Here is a 25,970-nt window from a genome sequence, read left to right as displayed (position 1 = left end):
CGTCAGGATCCGGCCGTGCCCGCGGGCGAAGCCGCCGTGCCCAGGAATTCCGCCCAGCCGCCGAGGGGCGACTGACCGGGGCCGAGCGTGCGCAGCTTCCGCAGCACCGCCGGGTCCTGAGCCTCCAGCCACTCCACGAGTTGCCGGAAGGAGACCATCCGTACGTCGTCGTACGCGGCGATCCGCTCGACGGCCTCCTCGACGGCGTCCATGTAGATGCCGCCGTTCCACCGCTCGAAGTGGTTGCCGACGAAGAACGGGGCGCGATTGCTTTCGTAGGCGCGACGGAAACCGGCGACGTAGGTGTCACGGGCCTGGGCGCGCCAGGTGTCGTACTGGGCGCGGTCGCCGAGCGGGTTGGCGCCGGACTGGTTGGCCATCATGTTGTAGTCCATCGACAGGACCTGGAAGGAGTGGCCGGAGAAGGGGATCGACTGGAGCGGGAAGTCCCAGATCCGGCCGCCCTGCACCTTGCCGGGCCACATTTGGAGGCCGCCGGGTGAGCTGGCGTCGTACTTCCAGCCGAGTTCGGCGGCGGTCGGCAGCAGGTTGGCCTGGCCCTCCAGGCACGGCGTGCGGCCACCGATCAGCTCCTTGCGGTAGTCGAAGGGGAGCGGATCGAGGTCGGTGAAGCCGGTGTTGGTCTTCCACTCAGTGACGAAGCGCGTCGCCTGGTCGATCTCGCTGCGCCACTCGGCGGGGGACCAGCGGCGGACTCCGTCGGCGCCGCAGAAGTGGCCGTTGAAGTGGGTGCCTATCTCGTGGCCCTCCAGCCAGGCCGCGCGCACCTGCTGGAGGGTGGCGTGGATGTGCCGGTCGGAGAGGTAGCCGATGGCGGAGGCTCCGACGGGGTGCTGCGGCGGGCTGTAGAGGTGCTTCTTCGACTCGGGAAGGGTGTAGATGCCGCTGAGGAAGAACGTCATCGACGCGCCGTGGGCGGCCGCGACCTCGCGGAAACGGGAGAAGAGCTGGTTGCTGAGTTCGCCCGCGCCGTCCCAGGAGAACACCACGAACTGCGGAGGGCGCTCGCCGGGCGTCAGCTGCTCCGCCTTCGGCTGCCCCGGCTGGGCGCCCGTGTCGGCGGTCGAGCCGTCGCCGATGAGCCGGGCCGGCCGCGCCTGCGCCGTGCCGTTGCTGTCCGCGCTGTCGCCCCCCACGGACCAGCCCTGGGCGGAGCAGGCGGAGAGCGCGCCCAGGGCGCCCGCCGATGCCGTCGCCGTCAGCAGACGCCTGCGTGAGATGCCGCTCATGATCGTTCCCCAGTTCCTCGGTCCTCGACACGGCTCCCGCCGTGCGGCCGGAGCTTCGTCCCCGTGACGCGCCGCCCTGCGGGGCACGTCGACCGGTTGGATGGGCGGAAGCTCCGGAAAAGATCGTGGGAATCGGGGCGTGTTGCTGTTCCGTGACAAACCCCGCCGACCGTGGGGCAGTCGGCGGGGCGGGGGAGTGCGGCGAGCGGGTGGTCAGGTGCCGTTGCCGGCGCGTACGACCGTCAGGGACACCGACGACGCGTTGCCGGACACGGGCACCTTGCCCCGCGTCCATGTCACCTTGAGCGAGTCCTTCTCGTCGGGCGGCGTGACGAGCAGCGAGGCGGGCGTCGCCGTACGGGCTCCGCTGATCTCCGGATTGGAGAACGTCAGGCCTGCCCACGCCCTCTGCCCGGGCGCCAGCGTGACGGTCGTCGGCGATTCCGAGGAGCGCTCCGGGTCGGGGCCCAGCTGCTTGCCGGACGCGTCGACGAACGCCGCTCCCGGGTAGCCGCGCAGGGTGCAGGTGCGCTGGGAGCCGTTGGTCAGGATGACGGGGAAGTTCTCCTGACCCGCGCCCGGGTCGTTGTTCCCGACCGACGCGCGCAGCTCGGAGGTGTGGCAGCGGGTGCTGGACGAGCCGGTTCCGGACGCGCTCGCCGACGTGCCGGATGCGGGCGTGGTGGCACTGCCGGTCGGGCTCGCCGCGGTGCTCCCACCGGCGTCGCTGGTCCGGTCGCCGGAGGCCGGCTCGGCCGTGCCGGGAAGCTTCTGCGGCGCACTGCTCGTACCGCTGTCGGTTCCGCAGGCGGTGAGCAGCCCCAGCAGGGCGATACCTGCGAGCAGCGCCGCCCGCCGGGCGTTGGGCGAAGTGCCCGGCAGCGCTGCTCGCCGGGCGGGTGTCGAGGTGCCCGACGCTGCTGTCCGTCGGGCAGGTGCCGAAGTGCCCGACGGTGCTGCCCGCCGGGCGGGAGTCGCAGTGCGGTGTGCGGGAACCGCGCTGTGCCGGTCCGTGTCCGCCGCGCCGCGCCGGAAGGTCGCCATGTCACCACTCCTTGAGAATCTCCGCACGCCCCATGACGCGTGCGCACGGCGCGTTGTGCCCCGTCATCACTCTCCGATGCACCGGGGCGGGGAAAAGTTCGCGGGATCGGCACCTGAGTTTTCGTCAGGCTCCGACCCGTAGGGAGCCGAGGACCCGGTCGGTCGCGTCGCTGCCGCCGTCCCGACGGATCTGCACGTACACCTGGGGCTGCTTGTCGCCGCCCGTCGGGGTGAGTCCCGCCTCGGTGAGGGAGCCGGAGCTGCCCGGACAGTCGCTCCAGGTCCGTATCAGACCGTGCCAGCGCGCGCCGGTGTAGGTGCGGCTGCCGTCGTAGTGGCATCCGGTGTGGGCGATCGCGCCGACAGCCGCCCGGACGTCGCCGTGCTCGCTCAGGCCGATGAACACTCCGTTGACGCCCGAGTGGAGGTCCTGCCACTTCGAGAGGTCGTCCGCGACGGCGAGACCGGGTTCCGTCCCGTCCTTCAGGCCCAGGGCCCGCGGATTCCATCCCGAGTCGCGCAGCTGACGGCTCCACGCGGTGGGCACCTCGGCCGTGACCCGGCCGGTGCTGTCCTCGACGCGGACGGACCGCGCGGCGGGGTGCCGGTTCACGATCGCGGCGGTGACGCCGACGGCGCCGACCACGACCGCTGCGGCCAGCGCCGAGACCACGGCCCGCCGACGGCGCCGAGGCCGGGGGGCGACTTCGCGTGACATCTGTTCGGCCAGCCGGTCCAGTTCCGCGGCGAAGTCGGCCGCGGTGGGCCAGCGCCGCTCGCGGTCGGGTTCCATGGCGCGCAGCAGCGCCCGCTGGACCTCCGGGGCCAGGTCGGTACGGAGCCGGTCGGGCCGTACCACCTTCCCGGGCGGCCCGGGGACCGAGCCGGTGACCAGGTGGTAGCCGAGGGCGCCGAGGCTGTACACGTCGGCCCGCGCGTCGATCCCGGACCCGGGCTCGGCCTGCTCCGGCGGCGTATAGCCCGCCGAACCCGCCGCCATGGTGAGCCCGGACGCCTGGGCCAGACTCTTGGCCAGGCCGAGGTCCGCGAGGAGGACCCGGTCGGCTCCGCCGGGCGAGGTGCGCAGCAGCACGTTGGACGGCTTGATGTCCCGGTGCACGATGCCGGCCTCGTGCAGCGCGGCCGCTCCCCGGGCCGCGAGGGCCGTCAGACGCAGGGCCTCGGCGACGGGGAGCGGTCCGGCGGTGACCCGGTCGGCGAAGGTGCCCCGGTCGGCATACTCCATGACGAAGTACGGTCTGCCGTCCGGGAGTTCACCGATGTCGTACACCTGGACGACGCGGTTCGAGTCGGCGCGGCGCAGCAGCCGCGCCTCGGAGAGGAACCGCTCCCTGATGTCCAGGTGGTCGACCCAGTTCTCGGACAGCACCTTCACGGCGACGGCCGCCTCCAGCACGTCGTCGTGGGCGAGCCAGACCACGCCGAAGCCGCCCGCGCCCAGGCGCCGGTCCAGTCGGTAGCGGCCGATCCGTTCCAGGGAGTGCATGCGACTATGATGCCTGGCCTCTGATCGACACCGAGGGGAGCACCCAGTGCAGGACGCGGCGGGGATCGAGGAGCTCGCTCTGCGCGCGGCCGCCGGTGACGGGGCGGCGCTGAACGCGCTGCTCCACAAGGTCCAGCCCGAGGTCGTACGGCGCTGCGGACGCTTCCTGCCCTGTCGCGAGGACGCCGAGGAGGCGGCCCAGGACGTCCTCCTCCAAGTGGCCCGGAAGATCACCACCTTCGAGGGCCGCAGCCGTTTCAGCACCTGGCTCTACACGGTGGTCGCCAACTGTGCTCGCCAGAAGTACCGCGAGCTGAAGCGGCGCGCGGCCGAGCAGCCGGTCGTGATCGACGCCTCGCAGCACGTCGATCCGCGCACCACGAGCGTCATCGCCGGTTCCCGGGTCGACCTCCTGGAGGCACTGGAGCGCCTGGAGCGGGAACACCCGCATCTGGTGGCGCCGTTGGTCTACCGGGACATCTGCCAGCTGGAGTACGCCGAGGTCGCCGAGCGCGTCGGCATCCCGCTCGGCACGCTCAAGTCCCGTCTCCACGAGGCGCGCAAGCAGGTCAGGCCCTGGCTCGCCGACGCTTCCTGACGAACCGTCAATTAACGTTCTCCATGTGACGGTTGTGGTGCAAGGTAAGAGGTCGCTGAGAAGTCGCGGGAGGGTCTCCCGGCGGCCGTGATCTTGTGTGTACTGTCCAGCCTTGTGTCGAGCGGTGGTTGTCCAACGGCCGTTCTACGCGCGAAGATCGGCGCCCGCACCGCCTCTCCCCCCACTTCATGGAGGAATGCCGGATGCTCACCCCCACCAAGCCCCGCTACAGACTCGCCACCGCTCTCACCGCGCTCGGACTGCTGCTCACGGGCACCGCGCTCCAGACGTCCGCCGCCGCCCCCGCCCACGCGGCGACCACGCACCGCGTCCTGTTCGACAACGCTCACGCCGAGACGGCGGGCAATGCCGACTGGATCGTCTCCACCAGCCAGCCCGATCCGCTGGGCCAGGACTCCACGCCGTCCGCCGAGACGGACTGGACGGGGGCGCTGTCCTCGTGGGGCGTCGCCCTGCAGAAGACCGGCAGTTACAGCCTCAAGACGTTGCCTTCGGGCTCCAGCCTGACCTACGGCGGTTCGGCCGCGACGGACCTGGCGAACTTCGACACGCTGGTGCTGCCGGAGCCGAACACCCTGTTCAGCACGGCCGAGAAGACCGCGATCATGACGTTCGTGAAGAACGGCGGCGGCCTGTTCATGATCTCCGACCACACCGGCGCCGACCGGAACAACGACGGTTATGACGCGGTCGAGATCTTCAACGACCTGATGAGCAACAACAGCGTCGACAGCACCGACCCGTTCGGTTTCTCCGTCGACTCGCTGAGCATCAGCTCCGGCTACCCGGCGGCGATCAGCGACAGTACCGACCCGGTGCTGCACGGCTCCTTCGGCACGGTCACCAAGAGCCTGATCGCCAGCGGGACGACGGCCACCCTCAAGCCGGCCGACAACTCCTCCGTCAAGGGGCTGCTCTACCGCAGCGGTTACTCCGGCAATACCGGCGCGTTCTTCGCCACCAGCACGTTCGGCAGCGGCAAGGTCGCCTTCTGGGGCGACAGCTCGCCGATCGACGACGGCACCGGCCAGTCCGGGAACACGCTGTACGACGGCTGGAACGACACCGGCGCCACGAACGCCGCCCTCGCCCTGAACGCCACCGAGTGGCTCTCCTCGTGAGGTAGCCGAGCGCACACATCGGCCCTCCTCGCCACGCGTGAACGAGCGTGACGAGGAGGGCCGTCGCCCTGTGCGGGAGACGATCAGCGCTGGGTGTAGATGAAGCCGATCTTGTCGACCTCGTCGCCCGTGCGGCCGTGGAATCCGGCGATCTGCCAGCCGGACGGCGCGGTGCGGGTCACACAGTCCGAGGTCGTCGTGCCGCCCGCCAGGCTGTTGCCGAGGTTGGTCGTGAACTTGGCGTAGAAGACCCGGGTGTTGCTGTCCTTCACGCCCTGGCACAGCTGGGCCGAGGTGAGGTACTCGCCGCTGCCGAGCGTGAGGGACGAGGCGGTGCCGCCCGTGCCCCCGTGCGCCAGCGTCGTGCCGTTGCTCAGCGTCAGCCCCATCTGGTCGAGGCGTGAACCGGCGCGCAGCGAGACGGTGGTCGCCCTGGCCCCGGCCGGCACGCTGTCGATGTCGTCGAAGTAGTTCCCGTGCGGGCCGCCGAACTGGTCGCTGAGCTGGAAGGCCGAGTTGCGCGACCAGGTGAACTTGGCGGTGATCGGGTCGTGGTCGGAGAGCATCAGCCCGTCGGAGGTCAGGAAGCTCGCGTGCTCGTTGTTGTAGCTCGTGGCGTTGAGCGAGACCAGCTTGCTGCCGCGGTAGAGGATCTTGTCGACGACCTCGCAGGTGTTGGGCACGGTGGCACCGGACTGGTCGCAGACCAGCGCGTCGCTGCCCTTGGCGGGCGGGGTGCCGCCGCGGATGAGCTGCACCCAGGCGTCGGTGAGACCGTTGGCCGAGGCGAACTCGGCGATGGTGTCGCCGGATCGGGTGTAGCGGGTGTTGGTGTCGCCCATGACCACGACGGCGTTGCCCGCCGAGTGCGACTGGATGAAGGCGGTCAGCTGGTTGAGGTTGTCCGCGCGTGAGGCCAGGTCGCCGTCGTTGGTACCGGCGTTGGTGTGCAGGTTGTAGAAGTCGACGTAGACGCCCTCGGCGAGGCGCTCCCGCATGAAGGTGAAGCCCTTGGGTGTGAGGCAGTCGCCGGAGTCGATCTGGCAGGAGTTCCAGCCCACCCGCTCGAAGTCGTCGGTGTCGTAGGAGATCTTCGACAGGGTGTTGAGTCCGCTGCCTATGCCGGCGCCGCCGCTGGTGGGCGTGCGGTAGGCGTGTGCGGTGTCGGCCGCGTAGAGGTAGGCGTGGTAGTTGAAGTCCTCCTCCACGTGCACGATGTCGTACGGGGCGATGCGCTGGCCGATCGCGGTGGTGCTGGTGTCGCGGGGCGTCGAGGCGCTGGAGAGGCTCTCCGGCAGTCCGGCGACGTTGTAGCTGAGCACGCTGAAGGTGCCCGAGTCGGCGGCGGCCGCGGGGGTGGCGGTCGCCGTGAGCCCGCCGAGAGCGGCCGTTGCCGCTGCCAGACAGGCGAGAACTCTGCGGAGGGGTGACATGGGGGGTGCCTCCTGGGGACGAGAGCGGGTCAGTAGCCGACCGAGAACGTGGCGTCGGACTGATCGGCGGAAGTGGAGATCGGATCGATGCGCAGAACGTAGTTTGAGTGGCGGATGTAACGAGTGGGGTAGTTGTAGGAGCGGAAAGATGACCATGAGGTGTCGGCCAGTCCCGCGGTCCGGTAGAACGTGGCGTCCTGGGCGAACGTCGTGGTGCTGTCGTTGACGTCCAGCACCAACTGGTAGTTGGAGTGGCGCAGATAGCGGGTCGGGTAGTTGACCGACTGGAAGGACAGACCGGAGCTGTCGGCCAGGCCGGGCACGAGCTTCCACTGGGAGTCGGTGTACGGGTCGAACGGGTACGCGTCGATGCGGCCGACGTAGTTGGAGTGACGGACGTACCGGTCCGGGTAGTTGTAGGACTTCAGCCGGTTCCAGGTCGGCGCTCCGTACGCGGCGAGCAGGTTGTTGTACTCCGTCGTCGTGATCGGCTGGATGGTGCCGTGCTTGGAGTTGAGGGGCTGGGTGTAGAGCTTCTGGTCGACCGCCGTCCAGGTGCCGGTGGAGAGGTCGGTGGACTGCCAGGCGTAGAAGATGCCGTTGGGGGTGTAGGTGTCGCCCCACAGGTACCAGGTGCTCGACGACTGGGACTTGACGAGGATCGGGGCCTCGGTGCCGCCGTGCGCGACCGGCGTGCTGAACACGGTGAAGCTGCCCGGGTTCAGGGAAGTGGACTTGGCGCCCACCAGCGTCTGGTCCTTCTTGAAGTACAGGTAGTTGACACCGCTGACGCCCACGGCGAGGTCGCCGTCGATGACGTCGTAGCCGGGGTCGAAGAAGACCTGCGGATCCGTCACCGTCACGAAGTCGGTGGTGTAGTTCACCATGATCACGTTGTGGCCGCTGTCGTTGACGGCCGAGTAGATGATCCCGTACTGGCTCCGGCCGGCGTCCCAGAACGCCTCCGGCGCCCAGCTGTGCGTGGCCATCTCGTGCAGCTTCAGCCGGTGGTAGCCGGTGAAGGAGCGCAGGTCGGTGGAGTTCCAGACGTGGATGTACTGGCTCTGCAGACTCCAGTCGGTGCCCTTGAGGTCGGTGGCGATCACCACGAACGTGCCGTCCTGCTTACGCAGGATGAACGGGTCGCGCAGCCCGCCGGTGCCCTCGGTCGGGGTCACGACGGGGTTGTTCTGGTTCAGCGGCGTCCACTGGAGCGAGTCGGGGCTGACGGCCAGGTGGAGGCCGTAGTCGGAGCCGGTGCCGTTCGGGGACTCGGTGAAGTAACCCATCACGTACGCGCTCGTGGTCGCGGCGCGGGCGGGCGCGGAGCCGATGGTGAAGGTGGCGGTCAGGGCGGCCATCGCCCCCAGCACACTGCGGCGGGACGGCTGAAGCGGGCTTGCGTTCATGCGGGTCTCCGTTTCTCGCGCGATGGCGGTCATGCCCAGGCCGTGCCGGGGACGAAGGAGCTGTCCTGGCGGAAGAGGTCGGTGCCGTCCGCGACGTCCACGCGGAGCTGGTAGTTGTAGTGGCGCAGGTAGTAGCCCGGGTAGTTGTACGACTCCAGGCGGACCGAGCCGCTCGGTGTGCCGGTCCGGGCGATGAACGTGGCGTCCTTGGCGAACGTCGACGTGCCGTCGTTCGCGTCGAAGCGGCCGCGGAAGTCCCAGTGCCGCAGATAGGTGCCGGACGCGTCCCGGAACGAGTAGCCGTTCGCGTCGGCCAGGCCCGCCACGACCGTGAAAGTGGACGCCTGCTTCTCGGCGGTGGTGCTGGAGCTGGTCACCACGGGGAGGTTGAGCAGGGAGGACTGCTCCTGCCAGTAGCGGGTGGTGTAGTTGCCCGACTGGAGGGAGCGGGTGACGCCGGTCGACAGGCTCGCCCCTCCGGAGACCGTCTCCTTGATGACGGTGAAGTGGCGTGCGGTGCCGGAGATGCCCGGCAGCTTCTTCGGTGCACTCCAGGTGGCGAAGGTGTCGTAGCTGTCGCTGTAGTAGTAACTGCCGTCGCCGTAGCCGTCGAAGAAGATCCGCCAGCCGCCGTTGTCGAGCTGGATCAGCGCCGGGCCTTCACGCGTGCCGCCCCAGCCCGCCCAGTCACCGGTCCTGCTGATGGTGTACGAACCGGTGAGGCTGGAGGCGGTGGCGTACTCGATGTACTTCGTCGTCTCGTTCTTCGTGAACGCGTGGTACGTCGACCCGATCTTCACGATGAAGGTGTCGATGTGGTTGCTGCCGATGCCGGACAGCGCCACGGGTGAACTCCACGCGGTGAGCGCGGAGTTGGTGGCCTTCAGCCGATACGGCGTGAAGATCCACTCGTCGCTGGTGACCGAGCAGGACACGATGACGTTCACGCTGCCGTCGCTGTCGACGAACCACTCGGGCGCCCACGCGCGGGACAGGTTGGCGAGTGGGACCGTGTAGTCGTACAGGAAAGTCCAGTTGACCCGGTCGGAGCTGCGGGCGAAGCCGATCGTGGTGCTGACGTCCTGCCAGGTGTGCGTGGTGTACGTGACGTAGTAGTAGCCGTCCGTGTGCCGGAAGACGCTGGCGTCGCGGATCCGGTTGCTGGGCGGCGTGTACGCGGACGCCTTCAGGAGCCGGAAGTCGGTGGCGTCGTCGGACTCGTAGACGTTCACGGTGCCGTCATTGCTGTTGAGGAACGGCACGATGGTGTAGCGGGTGGCGTAGCCCCGGGCGGGGGCCGCCGCGGCGGCTGTGCCGAGGAGTCCAGGGAGTTCGCCCAGGACGAGCGCGGCGGTGGGCAGCGCGACCATGGCGCGCAGCAGGCTGCGGCGGGACGGCGGAACAGGGCGTGACGGTGCGTTCGGTGTGATCATGTGCGGCTCTCCTTGGATCGGTCACTCAGCCAGCGCGGCGACTTCCGCGGTGGTGAGGGTCTTGCCGTACACGCGGAAGTCGTCGACCGCACCCTTCAAGTAAGGGTCGGCGTACTGGGACTTGCCGATGTACCCGGCGCGGATGTGGTTGCCGAAGTAGCGCGGCTCCACGCGGACGTTCGTATTGCGGCCCGCCTCCTGGCCGTCCACGTACAGGACCGCGGTCCCGCTCCCGTACGTCACCGCCACGTGCACCCAGCGGTCGATGGGCAACGGGTCGGCGTCGATGCGCTGTTCGGCTCCCGCGCCCCCGGCGGTGATGGCGTACCGGAGGGTGCCGTCGCCGCTGAGCGGGGTGAGGAACATGTTGGCCGTGACGCCGGTGCCGATGTCGAACACGCGGCTCCAGACGCCGGGTTGACCATCGAGCCGCACCCATGCGGCCACCGAGTGGGCGGAGGCCCCCGCGAGGAGATCGTCGGCCAGTCGTACGTACCCGTCGGCGCCGTTCAGCGTCACCGCGCCGTCGATCCGGCCGGCCGTCGTCCAGGCGGCACCGCCGACGAGTTGGGCCGCCTCGCCGTTGCCGGTGGCGTCGACGGCCGTCGTCCCGGACGTCTCGTCGAAGCGGTGCCAGGCGGCGAACTCCGGTGGCGGGGGCGGCGGTTCGCCGGTCAGCCAGTAGACGCTGTAGTGCTGATGGTGCACACGGGCGATCGGCAGCAGAGAGACGTCTTTGCCGTCGGCGCGGGCGGTGAACCGCAGGGGGTCGGCCGACTCCTGGCGCACGGACGTGGCGTCCAGGCGCGACAGCCACGGAATCGCCTCGTCGCCGTACGCCCCGGCCAGCACCACCGGGCCGTGCAGCACGGCCTGTACGTCGGGGTCGTCGGGCGTGGGCTCGACGACCGTACGCATGGGCAGCGACACCTCGACCCGGTCCCCGGCGCGCCACTCGCGCTCGAGGGTGAGCCAGCTGCCGGGCTGCGGACGGTCGGGCAGGGAACGGCCGTTGAGACGCGCGCGGGCCCCCGAGGCCCAGGAGGGGATGCGGATCAGGAGCTGGTGCGCCGCCCGTCCGGCCGTGACGGTCAGCGTGGTCGAGGGCTCGTCGGGGAAGCCCGTGGTCTGCCGCCAGGTGATGCCCCGCTCCCGCCAGGCGACCCGGGAGGGGATGAAGAGATTGACCAGCAGCCGGTGTTCGTCGTGCGAGTAGACCGTGTCGGCGAACTTCGCCTGCGTCTCCATGCCCGTGCCGTGGTCGCAGGAGAAGTTGTCGTAGTCGGTGGAATAGGCGTCCGGATCGGTGCCCATGAAGGACGGCTGCTGCTTGAAGGAGCCGGGCGCCAGGCCCGTGTAGTAGATGTTGAAGCCGTGCTCGGAGTCGGGGTCCTGCTCGCCCAGCATCTGGTTGAACAGGGTCCGCTCGTAGTAGTCGAGCAGGTCGGTGCGGTCCGGCGCGTGGAGGTGCAGCAGCCGGGTCAGCTTCAGCATGTTATAGCTGTTGCAGTTCTCACAGGTGTTGTTGGACAACTGGCCCGCGACGACATCCGGTTCGTGGAAGCCCTCGCCGTTGCTGTTGCCACCGATGACGTACGTGTGGTGGTCGGTGACGATCTGCCAGAAGTTCCCGGCGATCGTGCGGTAGCGGTCCGCCCCGCCCTCCTCCCACAGCCGCAGCGCGCCGACCATCTTGGGGATCTGGGTGTTGGCGTGCAGCCCGGCCAGCTTGTCCTCGTTCCGGGCCAGCGGGTCGAACACGCGGGCGTGCGTGAAGCGTTCGGCGACGTCGAGCCACCTGGCGTCGCCGGTGAGGGCGTGCAGGTCGGCGAGCACGTCGTTCATGCCGCCGAACTCGGTCTCCAGTACTCGCTGCATCTGCTCGTACGAGAGTGCCGCCGTCCGCCGGTCGACCCACTCGCCCTGACGGAGCACGACGTCGAGAGCCTGGTCGCTGCCGGTCAGCAGGTGCTGGTGGACGAGCCCGGCCATGATCTTGTGGATCGTGTAGTACGGCGCCCAGACGCCGGTCCCGGCTTCGAGGCGGTCGAAGAAGTTCTCCGGGAACGCGGACAGATAGCCCGCGCCGAATCCCGCCGAGGGCGAAGCGGACTGGCACTCGGCGAGTGCGGCCACGAGCCGGTGGCCCTTGTCGCGCAGCGCCCGTTCGCCGGTATTGGCGTAAGCGAGGGCCAGTCCGGAGAGCAGGTGGCCCGTGGAGTGGCCGCGCAGTTCGACACCGGGGCCCTCCCAACCACCGCACGGCTGGGCGGTGCTGGGCAGGCCGACGTTGGTGCGGAAGGTGTGCAGCAGCCGGTCGATGTCGACGAAACGCAGATAGGCGGAGTTGCGCCGCTGGTTGGCACGGAAGGGACCCTCCAGGAGGGTCACCGAACCGAGCGGGAAGGGTTCCACGGACGGAGCGGCGGCGTCCGAGGCGGCTCGGGGGGCGGTGGCGGACGCGCCGGCGGTGCCGCCGAGCGCTGTGGCGGTGCCGCCGACCGCCGTGGCCAGGGTCGCGGCCGCGGTGGACGTGCCGGTGACCGCGAGGAAATGCCGTCTGTCGAGAGGGGGGTTCACGAAGACCTCCGCATGCCGAAGAGCCGGGCGGTGGTGTCCCTCCACCACCCTGCTCTCGTTCGAAATACCGAATGTTGTGCGACATGCTGTGCGAGGCATTACGGTAAGGGCTTGCTGGGTGATGTGAACAGTGCCTGAAGAGGCGGAAGTTGGGTGCGTTCACCTGGGGGATCGGCGCATGCGGGGCGCGGGGTGCCCCGGGGCCTGTTTAGGGTGGTCCGCGTGACGCAGAAGAGCAGCAGACCACTCGCCGTCTTCGACCTGGACGGCACACTCGCGGACACCGCGCACCGGCAGCGGTTCCTGGAGTGCAAGCCTCGGGACTGGGACGCGTTCTTCGCGGCCGCGCCGCAGGATCCGCCGCTCGCCGAGGGGGTGGCCCTGGCGCTGAAGAGCGCGGAGGAGTGCGAGGTGGTCTACCTGACCGGTCGCCCCGAGCGGTGCCGCCGTGACACCGTCGACTGGCTGGCCGCCCAGGGGCTGCCCGAGGGGCACATCTGGATGCGGCGCAACGGCGACCGCAGGCCCGCCCGCAGCACCAAGCTGGAGATCCTCCGCCGGCTCGCCCGCGACCGCGAGATCCGCGTCCTCGTGGACGACGACGAACTCGTCTGCGAGGACGCGGAACGGGCGGGCTTCAAGGTCGTACGGGCACGCTGGGCGACCGCGTCCGAGGCGCTGAAGGACGCGCAGGAGCGGGAAGGGCGGACCTGAGAGGGCCGTGGGGCACTGGCCCCGCGCTCGCGGGCCTGCGGATCCGAGGGATGGTCCCTGGAGGCGTCAGTCGCCCTCCTCCAGGCGGAATCCGACCTTCAGGCCGACCTGGTAGTGCTCGATCTGCCCGTTCGCGATCTGCCCCCTGACCTGCGTGACCTCGAACCAGTCCAGGTTGCGCAGGGTCTGCGAGGCGCGCGTGATGCCATTACGAATGGCCTGGTCGACGCCCTCGTGGGAGGTACCGACGATCTCGGTGACCCGGTACGTGTGCTCGGACATGCGGGTGCTCCTCTCCGCCGTGGCGGGTGTGCCACGCGTCATTCCACGGTGCCCCACAGCGCGGCGGTCCGCGAGATGGCCGGGGTACGCCGGGTGACTGAGTAGCCGCCCTTGACGGACTTGATTGGTCCATACCAAAATCCAGCACACCCGTGCGAGTGCTGAGCTCGCCCCCCCACGTCGGGCCCCCCCTCCCCTGTCCGCCAGACAGAACAGGACCCCTCGTGAGACGTCGCCTTCTCGCCCTCGTATGTGTGACCGCCACCCTGCTCACCGCGTGCAGTGTCCTGCCGGGAGGAGGCTCCGAGCGGCGGACCGTCACGGTGTGGCTGATGAAGGACAGCGCGTCCAAGGAGTTCCTGACGCGTTTCACCGCTGATTTCGAGCAGACCCACGGTGACATCGACCTGGACATCCGTATCCAGCAGTGGACCGGGATCGTCGAGAAGGTCCAGACGGCGCTGAAGAAGGAGGGCGGGGACGGGCCCGACGTCATCGAGGTGGGCAACACCCAGGTCGCGCAGTACGTGGACGACGGCGGACTGTACGACCTCACCATCGAGTCGATGGCCGACTGGGGCATGGAGGACTGGCTCCCGGGCCTGGCCCAGCCCGGCAGCTTCAACCACCACCAGTACGGCATCCCGTGGTACGCGGCCAACCGCGTCGTCATCTACCGCAAGGACCTGTTCGCGCAGGCCGGCATCGAGCAGCCGCCGCAGACCCGCGACCAGTGGATCGCGGACACCCAGCGGCTCAACTCCGGCGGGAACCAGGGGATCTACCTGGCCGGACAGGACTGGTACACCCTCGCCGGGTTCATCTGGGACGAGGGTGGTGACCTGGCGAAGGAGTCCTCCGGGACCTGGGAGGGCAGTCTGCAGACGCCCGCCGCCCTGCGGGGCATGGACTTCTACCGGCGCCTGCAGGCACTCGGCGACGGCCCCCTGGACGCCGACGAGGAACACCCGCCGCAGGCCGGGGTGTTCGCCAAGGGCCGCGTGGCGCAACTCGTGGCCGTGCCCGGGCTCGTCCAGGCCATCGTGCAGAAGAACCCCGCGCTCAAGGACAAGCTGGGCTTCTTCCCGGTCCCCGGCAAGACGGCCGCGGCACCCGGCGCGGTCTTCACCGGCGGCTCCGATCTCGTGGTGCCCAAGAACACGGCGGACCGCCGGGCCGCCACGGCCGTCGTCGGGGCGCTCGCCGGCGCCAAGTGGCAGACCGAGCTGGCCCGGACGATGAACTACGTGCCCAACAAGACGACGCTCGCGGGTGCGGTGGCGGGCGAGGAAGGAGCCGCGGCCATGGCGGCGGGCGCCGCGCAGGGCCGCGCCACCCCCGCCTCGCCGGAGTGGGCCGCCGTCGAGGCCGACAACCCGATCAAGGACTACATGACCAAGGTCCTCACCGGATCGGACCCGGCGACCGAGGCCCGGCGCGCCGCCCGCCGCATCACGGAGACGCTGGCGGGGAACACCGGGTGACGGATGCTCATGCCTCCTGCGGCATGCGGCAGGAGGCATGGAGCGACGGCTTCCGGGTTTCCGCGACGGTTTCCGGGTTTCCGCGACGGTTTCCGGGTTTCCGCGACGGTTTCGCCGACCCTCGTGACCGGTCAGGGCAGCGTCCAGATCTGGGTCGTCACGACGTAGAAGACAGCGACCCAGAACACGGTCACCGCGGCGACGGTGCCGAGGCCGGCGAGGTTGGTCTTCGCCGCCGGTTCGTCCGGTGACGGCCGCAGCCACCGCTTGAGCAGCCGGTTCACGTAGTAGGGCATCGTGAAGAAGCTCATGATGAAGCTCGAAAACAGGTTGCCCACGAGCAGCCCGAGCCAGAGCGGCATCTTCAGCGGCGACAGGGCGAGCGTCAGCAGCACAACGGTCGGGTACAAGCCGACCCAGACCGCGATGGCGGTTTTGGTTTCCGAGGGCGGTGGCGCTTCCTCGCCGTTCTCTTCGAAGGCGAACCAGCTGCCGAACGAGTTGTCGATCGTGCGGAGTTTGAAGTCGTTGAACTTCTTGCCTTCAGCGAGAACCTCCTGCCGCTTGGCCGACGTCAGCCAGGCATCAAGGTGCTCGGCGTTGTCGAATCGGTACAGTGTGGTCCATTCGTTCTGAAGTCCCTCGACGGGGCGGAAGAGCTCGGTTCCGCGAAAGCCTTCGAATTTGTTCTCCTCCTCGTTCATTTGGCGCTGCCACTCGAGAAAGTCGTCTACCTGGTTCGGGTGGACGCGGTGGGTAACCACGACGGTCACCAGCGGATCCGTCGGGTGTGTGCCGCCGCTGATGACCTGCTGGGTTCCGGGACCGTCAAAATATTTCCTGCCGATATCGAGAAGACTCTGCCTGGTTGCTCCGTTGATCCACGCTTGTAGATGGGCTATCGAGTCGAATCGGTATACGACAACCCAGTCGGGTTGCAGGGGTGTCGGCCGGGAGATCTCGGCGCCGAGGTGCCCGGGGTAGTCGGCGGCGGCGACGTTGACGCTCTCCTGCCACGCTTCGTACTCCCGCTCCAGTCCGGGCAGAACCTTCTGGCCGATGATCACCGTCGCCTCGGCTTCTTGAAGCTTTTCGGTGTTCATTTGCTCAGGCCGTCCGCACGCGCCGACTGTTTTTCGCTGAGTCGGCTGTAAATCCGTTCCGGAGTCAGGGGCAGCGCCCGGTAGCGGACACCCGTGGCGTCATGGAGCGCATTGGCCAACGCGGGGGCCACCGGGTTGATACAGCATTCCGCCATCCCCTTCGACCGCATGGGCCCAACGGAATCCGACGAGTCCACCAGGAGCAGGTCGGTGCGGGGGATGTCGGCGTAGGTGGGGATGCGGTAGTTGCGGAGGTTCGGGTTGACCATGACGCCGTTCGCGTCGACGTGGAAATTCTCGGTCAGCGTGAAGCCGATTCCCTGGGCGACACCGCCTTCCACCTGTCCGCGGACCTGGGCGGGGTTGATCACTACGGCAGCGTCGGTCGCCTGGACGCTGTAAAGGATACGGATCTCACCGGTCACCCTATGGACGGCGATGCGGAACCCCTGCGTGTTGGAGACGATGCTTCGGGGTGATCCGTAGGCCTTGCGGGCGGCGGTGAATCGAATTCCGCGCGCTCGGGCCAAGGCGACGAGCTCGGCCAACGACACGCGCTGGTCGCCGCAGAGGACACCCTCGTCGTCCATCGAGCACATCACGACATGGACACCCGTATGCGCGGCAGCAAATTCCAGGATGCGGTCGCGCACGGCATTGGCCGCTCGAAGTACCGCGTTGCCCGACACGAAAAGACCTGCACTCGCGAAGGCGCCGGTGTCGAATCCCGTGCGGTCGGTGTCGGACTGCACCAGGCGAATCCGTGAAGGCGTCGTGCCCAGCTGGTTGGCCGCGATCTGGACATGCGCGGTCGACGTACCCTCGCCGAATTCGACTGTTCCGACCGCCAACTCGTAGATGAGGTCGTCGCCCAGCGTGACCCAGGCCTCGGAGATGTGTTCGGTTGGGGGCGCGGTCTCGTGCATGGAACTCGCGACGCCGGCCCCGACGAGCCATCCGGGGCCGGGGGACGGCTCATCGGCTGTACGGGCCATGGCGTTGCCCACCAGATCGATGCACTTCGCGAGTCCGTCCTCGGTGAACAGCACGTCGTCGGGGCCGTCATCCATGGCGACGAGCGGCTCACCCGGTCGCACGATATTGCGTCGTCGCAGTTCGAGCGGATCGATGTGCAATGCGCGGGCCAGTTCGTCCATCGCCGATTCCACGGCGTACGCCGGTTGCGTCATCCCGTAACCGCGCAGCGCCCCGCTCGGAACGGTGTTCGTATAGACGGAGAACGCGTCGTACTTCTTGTTGGGGCAGCGGTAGATCATGACGGCAGAGCCACCCGCATACAGCGTTTCGCCGCCGTGGTTGCCGTAGGCGCCCGTGTTCGACACATTGCGGACTTGGAACGCCGTGAGCGTTCCGTTTGCCTTCGCGCCGAGCTTGACCGTCAACGTCATCGGATGCCGTGGCGAAGCCGTTGTGAACTCCTCCTCGCGGGTGTACTCGAAGCAGACGGGTCGCCCGGTGTCCAGGGTGGCGAGCGCGGCCAGATCCTCCGAGATCACTTCCTGTTTGCCACCGAAGCCGCCGCCAACGCGTTTGCAGAACACGCGGAGTTGGTCCGGGCGCAGCCCGAACAGATGGGAGAGTTTTACTTTCGCGATCGACGGCGACTGCGAACTGGTACGGACGTTCAGACGACCGTTCTCCATCCAGGCAATCGAGCCGTGGGTTTCGAGATGCGCGTGTTGCACTCGCGGTGAGGAGTACGTGCCTTCGTGGATCACGTCGGCTGCGGCGAACCCCGCGTCGATGTCGCCGATGTGGGAATGGATCTCGAGCAAGATGTTGTGGACGGGATCGTGGACGAAGGGATCGACCGTCCCGTGTATCTGTGGCGCCCCCTCGGCCATTGCCTCTTCGGGGTCGAATACTGCCGGCATTTCCTCGTATTCGACAACGACCCTTCGGCAGCCCTCTTCTGCCGCCCCGACCGTTTCTGCCAGGACCGCAACGACGCGTTGGCCGACGAAGCGGACCGTGTTGTCGAGGATGAAGGTGTCGTCCGGATCGACAAGGTGGTCGGTGTGGATCGCCGTAGTAAAACGCTTGCGCGGCACATCTTCCCAGGTGTAGACGCGATGCACGCCGGGAACTGCGAGTGCGGCGGTCTTGTCGATCGAGACGATCCGGGCGTGGGCGTGTGGTGAGTGCAGCACCTTGAGGTGCAGCATGCCTTCGATGCGGGTGTCCATCGTGAACTCGGCGCGACCGGTGACCACGTCATTGGCGGCCGGCGCACTGACACTCGTCCCGACGGCCTTTCCCGGCGCGGCCGTCTCTACGCCGACGACGCCCTTCACGGCATCCTCGATCCCCCGATAGCCGGTGCAGCGGCAGAGGTTGCCCTTCAACGCCCGTGGCAAGTCCTTTTTCTGGGCCTCGGTGAACGTCGCCGACGTCATGATCATCCCTGCGGTGCAGAAACCGCATTGGAACCCCGGGGCGTCGCGGAACTGTCGCTGCATGGGATGCAGGTTGCCGGGTGATCCGATGCCTTCGATCGTCGTCACCTGGCGACCGTCTGCGCGGAAAGCAGGGGTGATGCAGCTGTGTACCGGGTCGCCGTCGACCCACACCGTGCACGCGCCGCAATCGCCCGCGTCGCAGCCCTTTTTGACGCCATAGTGGCCGAGTGAGCGGAGGAAGGTGCGCAGGCACTGGCCGGGGTCTGGTTCTTCGTCGAAGCTCTTGCCGTTCACGATGTAAGTCATGCCGGGCTCCCAGCTATGAGTTCGTGACGGATCTCTTCGGCGAAGTGTTGTGTCAGGTGGTGACGGTGGTCGGGGGTCCCGTTGGGATCGGCGAACCAGACCTGGGCGGGGACAACGTCGATGCTCTGCTGCAGAGTTCGGGCATCGGGCATGGTGTCGAAAGCGATGCGCACAGGCCGTGTAGTGCCGGCTGTGACGGTGAGCAGCAGGTCGCTCGTTCCTGGCGTCTGAGTTCCGATGAGGAACACCGTCGACCGGCCGAGGTGGGTCAGTGTGAAGCGGCGGTGTGCGGTGCGTTTCCTCAGGGCGCGCGCCGGAATGCTGATGCGCCGCAAGATTTCCCCGGGAGTAAGAATGTTCTGATTGTCGCCCGTCACGAAGTCGAGGGCATCGACGATGCGCGTGGAGCCGTCAGCAGCCCACAGCTCGTACTGTGCCTCGAGTGCGACCGTCAGCGTGATCATGGGGCCGGCAGGCAAGGACATGCAGATATTGCCGCCCACGGTCGCCGAGCTCCAGACTTTGAACGAGGACAGAAACGCCTCGCAGCTTTTCGCGAAGAGCGGGCCCGCGATCCAATCACCTGGCGGCGCAAAGGCATACAGGTCGCGGATGGTGCACGTCGCGCCGATTTCGAGGCCCGCGTCGCTCGGGACGAGGGCATCCCAACGCAACGCTGTCAAGTCGATCAGGCGGCGCAGGCGTGGCTGCTCCGCGGAATACAGCCACGTTCCGCCTGCGAGCCAAGCGTCGCCTTCGCGCCAGTCCACGCCGGGCCGATCGGACGGTCGCCTGATGACTTCGGTGATGGTGTTGAGGTCCATGGCGTACTTATTTCGATTGCGGACACTCGGCTCGATACATGCGTCGAATGTCGACGGGTCGCGATGCGCGCTGGGGGCGGCCCAACCTCAAGCGACAGAACCGAAATATGGCCGCTTCGGTCGAACTGCTCGAGGAAAGACCGGCGGGAGAAGAGATTCATGTCAAGGATATCGCAGAAGGGGCCGGCCTCGCCAAGTCAGGGCTTCGGCGCGAAGTCGTGATGCTTGAAAACATGACCAGCTTGCGGCCGCCGTACTTTTCACCGTCGGCCGGCAAGCTGATCATGGTGGCAACAAGCGTCCGTATGTGACAACTTTCGTCAGTAGTCACATCCCGCTCAGCGGCGGCTGCTATCCGGCCCTGCTCAACGACAGCGCGAAGCGGCCCTCCTGGTCCGTCCACCAATGGGTCAATTCGAAGCCTGCCGTGGCCAGTTCGGAGCGTACGCCCTCCGTGCGGAACTTCGCCGAGATCTCGGTGCGCAGTTCCTCGCCTTCCGAGAAGTCGACGACCAGGTCGAGGGCGGGGATCTTCACGGTCTGCGCGGTACGCGAGCGCAGCCGCATCTCGATCCACTCGTGCTCGGCGTCCCAGAGAGCGACATGATCGAAGGCATCGAGGTCGAAGTCGGCGTCGAGCTCACGGTCGACGACGGTCAGCACGTTCTTGTTGAACGCGGCCGTCACCCCGGCCGCGTCGTCGTACGCGGCGACCAGCACCGACTCGTCCTTGACGAGATCCGTGCCGAGCAGCAGCGCGTCGCCGGGCGACAGCAGGGCCCGTACGGAGGCCAGGAAGGTGGCGCGTTCGGCGGGCAGCAGATTGCCGATCGTGCCGCCGAGGAACGCCACGAGCCGCGGTCCGGGCGTGCCGGGAAGCGAGAGACCACCGGTGAAGTCGGCGATCAGCGCGTGCACGTTGAGGTCGGGACGCTCGGCGATCAGGGCCTGCCCGGCCTGGGTGAGGGCACTCTCGCTGACGTCGACGGGCATGTACGTGTGCAGTCCCGGCATCGCGTCGAGCAGATACCGCGTCTTCTCGGACGAGCCGGAACCCAGCTCGACGAGGGTGCGCGCGCCGGTCGCCGCGGCGATCTCGGGCGCACGGGCGATCAGGATCTCGCGCTCGGCGCGGGTGGGGTAGTACTCGGGCAGTTCGGTGATCTTCTCGAAGAGCTCGCTGCCCTGCGCGTCGTAGAACCACTTCGGCGGCAGCGTTTTGGGTGTGCGGGTGAGGCCGTGCAGGACGTCGGCACGCAGGGCGGCCTCCGTGGCGTCCTCGGGCAGGGTGCGGGTGAGAAGGAACGGGCTCACGTACGGGGCTCCTTCGGCGATGGGGGTCCCCCCGCTCGAGCGGAGCCGAGAGTGGGGGAGGATGCCATGTGGTCGTTCATGTCCTTGAGCGGCGTGAGCAGTACCTCGGTGCGGCTCGCCGCGAGGAGTGTGCGGTCGGGGACCTCCTGCCAGTGCGGGTCGTCGTCGTAGGGCTCGGAGGCCACGACGGTGCGGCGGCCGGGCTGGGCGAGATACCAGAGGGTGTCGCCCCAGGCCGCCGCCGTGATCGTCTCGCCGTTGGTGAGCAGCAGGTTGAGCCGGGATCCGGGCGCCGCCTCGGCGACCTCCAGGACCGTGTCGGCCAGCGCCTGACTCCCGCCGTCGCCGCCACGCAGCCGGTGCAGGAGCAGCGCCCAGACGAGCGCCGAGTCGCAGCGGGCCTCCAGCGACAGCAACTCCACCGCGGGCAGGGTCGGGACGAGTGGTGCGAGCGATCCCGGCCACCCGAGGACGGCGCCGTTGTGGCTGAACAGCCAGGGGCCCGCGGCGAACGGCGCCGCCGCGGCCTCCCCGTCCGCGCCCGCCACGGTCGCGTCCCGCACCGCGGCGAGCAGCGCGGTGGTCCTGATGACCCGGGCCAGGTCCGCGAACGACTGATCGCCCCAGATGGGCCCGGCACGGCGGTAGCGAGCGGGCACGGGATCCCCCTCGGCGTACCAACCCACCCCGAAGCCATCGGCGTTGACCGTCCCGTACCGCTGCCGCCGTGGGGCCCACGACTGCCGGTACAGGCTGTGCGGCGGTTCGACGAGGAGCGCGCCGAGCGGCTCCGCGGGTCCCAGGAACGCGAGATGACGGCACATCAGGAACTCCCGGGCCCGGCGTCCCGTGCCGTACGGAACCCGGAGAAGATCTGCCGCCTGATCGGATAGTCCCAGTTACGGAACGTGCCCCGGCAGGCCACCGGGTCCACGGCGAACGAGCCACCGCGCAGCACCTTGTACTCCGGCCCGAAGAACACCTCCGAGTACTCCTTGTACGGGAAGGCCGCGAAGCCGGGGTAGGGCAGCAGGTCGCTCGACGTCCATTCCCACACATCACCGATCAACTGCCGTACTCCGAGGGGCGATTCCCCTGCCGGATAGCTCCCGGCCGGAGCCGGGCGCAGATGGCGCTGGCCGAGGTTGGCGTGCTCGGGCGTGGGGTCGGCGTCGCCCCACGGGTAGCGGGTGGAGCGGTCGGACGCCGGGTCGTGGCGGGCCGCCTTCTCCCACTCGGCCTCGCTGGGCAGTCGCCGTCCCGCCCAGCGCGCGTACGCGTCGGCCTCGTACCAGCAGACGTGCAGCACCGGCTCGTCGCGCGGTACGGGCTCGGTGGCGCCGAAGCGGCGGCGCAGCCACTGCCCGCCCTCGCGGCGCCAGAACAGCGGCGCTTCGACGCCGTGCGTCCGGATGTGGTCCCAGCCCGCCGGACTCCACCAGCGTTCGGTGTCGTAGCCGCCGTCCTCGATGAAGGCCTGATAGGCGGCGTTCGTCACCGGTGTGGTGTCGATGAAGAACGCCGGTACCTCGCGCCGGTGCGCGGGCCGCTCGTTGTCCAGCGCCCACGGCTCGGTGGACGTGCCCATCGTGAACGGGCCGCCGGGCACCAGGACTTCGGCCGGTCCGGTGAACAGGGGCGCGGGCGCGGGATCCGGTGCTGTCAGAGCGGCCGGTCCCTTGCGGAGCTGATGGGTGATCAGCATCGTCTCGTCGTGCTGCTGTTCGTGCTGCGCGATCATCCCGAAGGCGAAGCCCGCCTCGGTCAGCCGCGTGCCCTGGAACGCGGTGCTCTCCAGGACGTCCAGCGCCCGGCCGCGTACCTCGGCCGCGTACTGGCGGGCCTCGGTGGGCGGCAGCAGCGGCAGCGAGGGCCGCTCGGCGCGCGGATGCTCGAACGCGTCGTAGAGGCCGTCGATCTCGGGCCGCATCGCCGTACGCCCCGCGACCGCCCGCAACAGCCACAGCTCCTCCTGGTTGCCGATGTGCGCGAGGTCCCACACCAGCGGGGACATCAACGGCGAGTGCTGCGCGGTCAGTTCGGGCTCGTCCACGCAGGACGTGAGGAGCGCGGTGCGGTCGCGGGCCGTGGTCAGCGCGTCCAGGGCGCGCTCCCTGAGCGACTCGGGGTCCGTGAGCGAATCGTGGGCGGTGTCGGGGGCGGTCATGTGCGGATGTCCTTCCCGTGGAACTGACCGTTGAGCCGGCTGAGCAGGTCGTCGGCCGGGCAGCGGCCCCGGGCCACATAGCGGTCGGTGAACTCCGCGACGGCGTCCAGGACCTCGGTGGTGGCGCCGAGCCGGGGCAGGGCCTCGGCCGCCGCGGCGAAACAGGTGACGGCGGCCTCGCGCAGCTCGGCATCGGCCAGGCCGTACCGGGCGGCGTCCCGCCACAGCGCATTGCGCGGAGCCGGCAGCGAATCCGCCCGCTCCGCAAGGGGTTTGACGGTCCGGTAGGCGATCTCGGCGGCCTCCGGGTCGTCGAACAGCGCCGTCGTCACGGCGAGCGGCACGATCCATCCGTCGTCGCCCGGCTGCGCGTCGATCATGCGGAGCTCCAGATGCCCGCGCGGGCGGACCGGCGGGAACAGGGTCGTGAGGTGATAGTCGAGATCGGTCCGGTTCGGCGGTGCGCCGGACCGGGTCCACGCCCGGAAACTCATGCCTTCGGGCACGTCCCAGGGGCCGCTGGACGCCCGTACGCACATCACCGGCGCGTCCAGCACGTGCCGGGCCCAGGCGGCACGCGGCTCGCCGCCCAGGGGAGGTGCGCTGCTCCGCCCGGGATCCATCGCGGCCCACAGCGACTGCCGTGTGGAGCGCCAGCCGGTGTGCCGTCCCCGGGCCATCGGCGAGTGGGCGAACGCGGCCACCAGGACCGCGCCCAGCTGGTGCGCCATCCACCAGCGACGCCCGTGCCCGAGCGGCCCCGGCTCCTCGTACCCGGCGTCCAGACAGACCTGGACGGAGGCGGAGCTGCACATCATGGCGCGGCCCTCGGGCCCCGCACGGTCGAGGTACCGCTCCATGGCGTCGTACCGCGGCTCATGGAGAAAACGGCTCGGAGGGTTCCAGGGATCCTGGCCGTAACCACTGAGGCCGAGATCCGCCTCGCGCAGTACCGCGCGTACGGCGTCGAGGTCGGCGGAGACGCACCCGATGCACTCCATCAGGGAGGCGGCGGGAGGGGAGCTGAGCTCCAGCTGGCCGCCGGGTTCGACGGTGAGCGCCGAACGCAGGGTCAGGGTCCGCAGTGCGGCGTAAGCCGCTTCCAGTCGTGCGGGTCTTACCGGGAGCTGCGGCATCCGCAGCTCGTGGACGAGCCATTCCACTTCCACGCCGAGGAACCGGGGCGGTCCGGTCTTGAAGCAGATGCCGCGGACCAGCGCTTCCACCTCGGCCTCGGTGACGGCGGAGCGGTGCTCCGTACAGTCACTCACCGAATCGGACATGTCGGGATCCTCCTGAGATTCCACCATGCCGCCGGCCCGGCGTCTGTGGGGCCGGACCGGCATCGCTCGTCCCACCCAAGACCACCGGCGCCGGTCGCACAAGGGTGCAGATCGTCGCTTTCAGGGGCCGCAAAACAGTGTTTGCGTGCCCGGGAAACTCTGTTGCGCCGCATGACCAGCATCGCTCACGATGCGTTCATGAGCACGACGGGGGAGAGCGCGTGGGGCGCGCTCATGGCGCGTACGGGGGTGGCGCCATGAGCGCGCGCCTGCGCGCGATCGCGCAGCAGACGGAGGAGATCGTCGCGGCGGGCGCGTATCGAGCGTCCGACGGGCGCGAGGTGCCGATCGCCGCGGCGGTCGAGGCCGCGCGGGCCGGGACGCGGATGTACGGGCCGCAGCCGGTGGAGATACCGGCTGGTAGCGCCGTGAGCACGTTGTTCGAGGTCACGGGCGAGAGCAGCCTGGAGGCCGCCCGACGTCTCACGGGGGAGAGCGGGCCTACGGACCCCGTCGCCGTCCTGAACTTCTCTTCGGCGCGCAATCCCGGCGGCGGCTATCTGAACGGCGCGCAGGCCCAGGAAGAGGCCCTGTGCCGGGCCTCCGCGCTGTACACGTGCCTGCTGCGGGCCCGGGAGTTCTACGATCACCACCGCGCCCACCGCGACCCGTTCTACACGGACCGTGTCATCCACTCACCCGCCGTGCCCGTCTTCCGCGACGACCGCGGCCGCCTGCTCGACGAGCCGTACACGGCCGGATTCCTGACCGCCGCGGCACCCAACGTGGGAGTCGTCCTGCGCACCGCACCGCAGCGCGCGGCCGAGCTGCCGCGCGCCCTGGCCATACGCGCCGAAAGAGTCCTGGAGACGGCCGCAGCCCACGGCTACCGGCGACTGGTGCTCGGCGCGTGGGGCTGTGGCGTCTTCCAGAACGATCCGGCGGAGGTCGCCGGGGCCTTCCACGGCCTGCTGGTCAAGGGCCGCTTCGAGGGGTACTTCGACCACGTCGTGTTCGGGATCCTCGACCGTACGGCGGGGGCGGTGACGCGCGCCGCCTTCGAACGCACCTTCGGGTAGGTGTGCGCCCCATAGAGGCGCGGGGAACTGCGCGATCAGCCACATCCGGCCCGCAGGAGACCAGGAGACTACGAGACCAACCGCGCGGACCCCGTGGGGAGCTGCAGAGCGGAGCTCAGCGCCAGCCGTAGCGTTCCCGCAGCCGGTGCACCACCGAATTGAACCGCATCCGATCCAGCGCACACGCCTCCCGCCGCATACCGTCCTCATACAGTCGCAGCACCCGGTCCACGTCGACCCACGAGTCGCGCCCGGAGCGGTCCCACGGCCCGCTCCCGATCGGCACCCACTCCCGGTCGCCGTCGTGCCGCTTGCTGGAGAGCTGGACGGCGAGCAGCGTGCCCGAGGTCTCGCGGGCGACGACGAGCACCGGGCGGTCCTTGCCGCGGCCGTCGTTCTCCTCGAAGGGCACCCACGTCCAGACGATCTCGCCGGGGTCGGGGTCGCCGTCGTGCGCGGGCGAGTACTCGGTCTTCACCCGGCCCACCTCGCGGGGCTCGGCCTCGGTGGTCGCGGAGGGGCCGTAGCGGCCGGGGACGTCTGCATCGGTTTCACCGGTAAAAGCGTTCACGCGGGCCACGTTAGAGCCTGGCCGGGG

21 protein-coding genes and 1 pseudogene are annotated in these 25,970 nt (G+C 69.0%); 6 read left to right on the top strand and 16 right to left on the bottom strand.

Annotation, left to right across the window (positions count from 1 at the left end):
- Positions 1-2: 2 nt before the first annotated feature.
- The 3 genes from ACZ4WS_RS00945 to ACZ4WS_RS00935 form a co-directional block, all read right to left on the bottom strand.
- A complete protein-coding gene (locus tag ACZ4WS_RS00945; protein WP_467975978.1) occupies positions 3-1,250 on the bottom strand; it encodes a polysaccharide deacetylase family protein in 1,248 nt (415 codons plus the stop codon).
- Positions 1,251-1,463: 213 nt separating this feature from the next.
- Positions 1,464-2,132, bottom strand: coding sequence for a DUF4232 domain-containing protein (locus ACZ4WS_RS00940; protein ID WP_467977113.1), 669 nt, complete (start codon positions 2,130-2,132; stop codon positions 1,464-1,466).
- A 286-nt stretch (positions 2,133-2,418) separates the two neighbouring features.
- Positions 2,419-3,801, bottom strand: a complete 1,383-nt coding sequence (locus tag ACZ4WS_RS00935; RefSeq protein WP_467975977.1) for a serine/threonine-protein kinase — start codon at positions 3,799-3,801, stop codon at positions 2,419-2,421.
- A 46-nt stretch (positions 3,802-3,847) separates the two neighbouring features.
- Between ACZ4WS_RS00935 and ACZ4WS_RS00930 the strand changes: the two genes are divergently transcribed.
- A complete protein-coding gene (locus ACZ4WS_RS00930) occupies positions 3,848-4,399 on the top strand; it encodes an RNA polymerase sigma factor (protein ID WP_467975976.1) in 552 nt (183 codons plus the stop codon).
- Between the two features lie 203 nt (positions 4,400-4,602).
- Positions 4,603-5,535, top strand: a pseudogene (locus ACZ4WS_RS00925) (hydrolase); the annotation flags it as partial.
- Between the two features lie 89 nt (positions 5,536-5,624).
- Here the strand turns inward: ACZ4WS_RS00925 and ACZ4WS_RS00920 are convergent.
- From ACZ4WS_RS00920 to ACZ4WS_RS00905, 4 genes are read right to left on the bottom strand one after another with little or no spacing between them, the layout of a single operon-like run.
- Entirely contained in the window at positions 5,625-6,974 is a 1,350-nt protein-coding gene (locus ACZ4WS_RS00920) for a jacalin-like lectin (protein WP_467975975.1), read from the bottom strand.
- 29 nt (positions 6,975-7,003) lie between these two features.
- Positions 7,004-8,383 carry a glycoside hydrolase family 43 protein gene (locus tag ACZ4WS_RS00915; protein WP_467975974.1) on the bottom strand — a complete coding sequence of 460 codons (1,380 nt, stop codon included), beginning with the start codon at positions 8,381-8,383 and terminating at the stop codon, positions 7,004-7,006.
- Positions 8,384-8,412: 29 nt separating this feature from the next.
- A complete protein-coding gene (locus ACZ4WS_RS00910) occupies positions 8,413-9,816 on the bottom strand; it encodes a glycoside hydrolase family 43 protein (RefSeq protein ID WP_467975972.1) in 1,404 nt (467 codons plus the stop codon).
- A gap of 21 nt (positions 9,817-9,837) precedes the next feature.
- Entirely contained in the window at positions 9,838-12,396 is a 2,559-nt protein-coding gene (locus tag ACZ4WS_RS00905) for a beta-L-arabinofuranosidase domain-containing protein (protein ID WP_467975970.1), read from the bottom strand.
- Between the two features lie 222 nt (positions 12,397-12,618).
- On the opposite strand from ACZ4WS_RS00905, the gene ACZ4WS_RS00900 reads away from it, so the two are divergent.
- The gene (locus ACZ4WS_RS00900; protein WP_467975968.1) at positions 12,619-13,110 is read left to right on the top strand and encodes a phosphatase domain-containing protein; all 492 of its coding nucleotides are present in this window, start codon (positions 12,619-12,621) and stop codon (positions 13,108-13,110) included.
- Between the two features lie 66 nt (positions 13,111-13,176).
- On the opposite strand, the gene ACZ4WS_RS00895 is transcribed toward ACZ4WS_RS00900, so the two are convergent.
- Positions 13,177-13,392, bottom strand: coding sequence for a dodecin (locus ACZ4WS_RS00895; protein ID WP_467975966.1), 216 nt, complete (start codon positions 13,390-13,392; stop codon positions 13,177-13,179).
- Between the two features lie 224 nt (positions 13,393-13,616).
- Here ACZ4WS_RS00895 and ACZ4WS_RS00890 point away from each other — a divergent pair, with 224 nt between their 5' ends.
- The gene (locus tag ACZ4WS_RS00890; protein WP_467975964.1) at positions 13,617-14,876 is read left to right on the top strand and encodes an extracellular solute-binding protein; all 1,260 of its coding nucleotides are present in this window, start codon (positions 13,617-13,619) and stop codon (positions 14,874-14,876) included.
- A gap of 131 nt (positions 14,877-15,007) precedes the next feature.
- Here ACZ4WS_RS00890 and ACZ4WS_RS00885 read toward each other — a convergent pair whose 3' ends face one another.
- From ACZ4WS_RS00885 to ACZ4WS_RS00875, 3 genes are read right to left on the bottom strand one after another with little or no spacing between them, the layout of a single operon-like run.
- Complete coding sequence (locus ACZ4WS_RS00885; protein WP_467975962.1) at positions 15,008-15,979, bottom strand: antibiotic biosynthesis monooxygenase; 972 nt, start codon at positions 15,977-15,979, stop codon at positions 15,008-15,010.
- Positions 15,976-18,705, bottom strand: a complete 2,730-nt coding sequence (locus tag ACZ4WS_RS00880) for a molybdopterin-dependent oxidoreductase (protein WP_467975960.1) — start codon at positions 18,703-18,705, stop codon at positions 15,976-15,978. The genes ACZ4WS_RS00885 and ACZ4WS_RS00880 overlap by 4 nt, the downstream gene beginning before the upstream one ends.
- Complete coding sequence (locus ACZ4WS_RS00875) at positions 18,702-19,529, bottom strand: FAD binding domain-containing protein (protein WP_467975958.1); 828 nt, start codon at positions 19,527-19,529, stop codon at positions 18,702-18,704. Before ACZ4WS_RS00875 ends, ACZ4WS_RS00880 begins: the two co-directional genes overlap by 4 nt.
- A 107-nt stretch (positions 19,530-19,636) precedes the next feature.
- On the opposite strand from ACZ4WS_RS00875, the gene ACZ4WS_RS00870 reads away from it, so the two are divergent.
- A complete protein-coding gene (locus ACZ4WS_RS00870; protein WP_467975956.1) occupies positions 19,637-19,840 on the top strand; it encodes a hypothetical protein in 204 nt (67 codons plus the stop codon).
- 40 nt (positions 19,841-19,880) lie between these two features.
- Here the strand turns inward: ACZ4WS_RS00870 and egtD are convergent, their stop codons facing one another.
- The 4 genes from egtD to egtA are packed head-to-tail and all read right to left on the bottom strand — an operon-like array spanning position 19,881 to position 24,293.
- Positions 19,881-20,843, bottom strand: coding sequence for an L-histidine N(alpha)-methyltransferase (gene egtD, locus ACZ4WS_RS00865; protein WP_467975954.1), 963 nt, complete (start codon positions 20,841-20,843; stop codon positions 19,881-19,883).
- Complete coding sequence (gene egtC, locus ACZ4WS_RS00860; protein ID WP_467975953.1) at positions 20,840-21,667, bottom strand: ergothioneine biosynthesis protein EgtC; 828 nt, start codon at positions 21,665-21,667, stop codon at positions 20,840-20,842. Before egtC ends, egtD begins: the two co-directional genes overlap by 4 nt.
- Positions 21,667-23,010, bottom strand: a complete 1,344-nt coding sequence (egtB, locus tag ACZ4WS_RS00855) for an ergothioneine biosynthesis protein EgtB (RefSeq protein WP_467975951.1) — start codon at positions 23,008-23,010, stop codon at positions 21,667-21,669. Before egtB ends, egtC begins: the two co-directional genes overlap by 1 nt.
- Positions 23,007-24,293: an ergothioneine biosynthesis glutamate--cysteine ligase EgtA gene (gene egtA, locus ACZ4WS_RS00850; RefSeq protein ID WP_467975949.1), complete on the bottom strand. Its 1,287-nt coding sequence runs from the start codon at positions 24,291-24,293 to the stop codon at positions 23,007-23,009. Before egtA ends, egtB begins: the two co-directional genes overlap by 4 nt.
- Before the next feature lie 257 nt (positions 24,294-24,550).
- On the opposite strand from egtA, the gene ACZ4WS_RS00845 reads away from it, so the two are divergent.
- Complete coding sequence (locus tag ACZ4WS_RS00845; protein WP_467975947.1) at positions 24,551-25,372, top strand: TIGR02452 family protein; 822 nt, start codon at positions 24,551-24,553, stop codon at positions 25,370-25,372.
- Positions 25,373-25,487: 115 nt separating this feature from the next.
- Here the strand turns inward: ACZ4WS_RS00845 and ACZ4WS_RS00840 are convergent, their stop codons facing one another.
- Complete coding sequence (locus ACZ4WS_RS00840; protein ID WP_467975946.1) at positions 25,488-25,943, bottom strand: type II toxin-antitoxin system PemK/MazF family toxin; 456 nt, start codon at positions 25,941-25,943, stop codon at positions 25,488-25,490.
- Between the last annotated feature and the right edge of the window lie 27 nt (positions 25,944-25,970).

Source organism: Streptomyces sp. NPDC029292, from assembly GCF_055569295.1.
This window is presented reverse-complemented; position numbering and strand designations above follow the sequence as displayed.